A 283-nucleotide genomic window follows, 5' to 3' on the forward strand; every position below is an offset into this window, starting at 1 on the left:
GCGTCCGCTGATGCGGTTTTCCATCATCAGGCGGATCAGGTTTTTCTTGCGGTACTCCAGTACGATTTGGTTATTGCGGTCAACCAAATCATAACGGCTGCCTTGCAGGCTACGTTTAAAGGCCATCGCATCGGGGTCGACCTGTTTTGACCACGGCGTGCCGATTTCATAGTTCAGGCCGAAATTAAACCGGGTTTCCCCGCCGCCGGAAGCACTTTGCCGGCGGTCAAGCCCCAGTGTCACCAACGGGACAGGGGTATAGTTGACGCCGAGGGTAAAGGCG

At 55.8% G+C, this 283-nt stretch carries 1 protein-coding gene; it reads right to left on the reverse strand.

From position 1 onward, the window contains the following. The coding region (locus tag PSI23_RS22325; protein WP_273557083.1) for an inverse autotransporter beta domain-containing protein at positions 1-283 on the reverse strand (283 nt) is incomplete at both ends.

The sequence above is a fragment of the Xenorhabdus yunnanensis genome, from assembly GCF_028598805.1.
Lineage (GTDB): Bacteria > Pseudomonadota > Gammaproteobacteria > Enterobacterales > Enterobacteriaceae > Xenorhabdus > Xenorhabdus yunnanensis.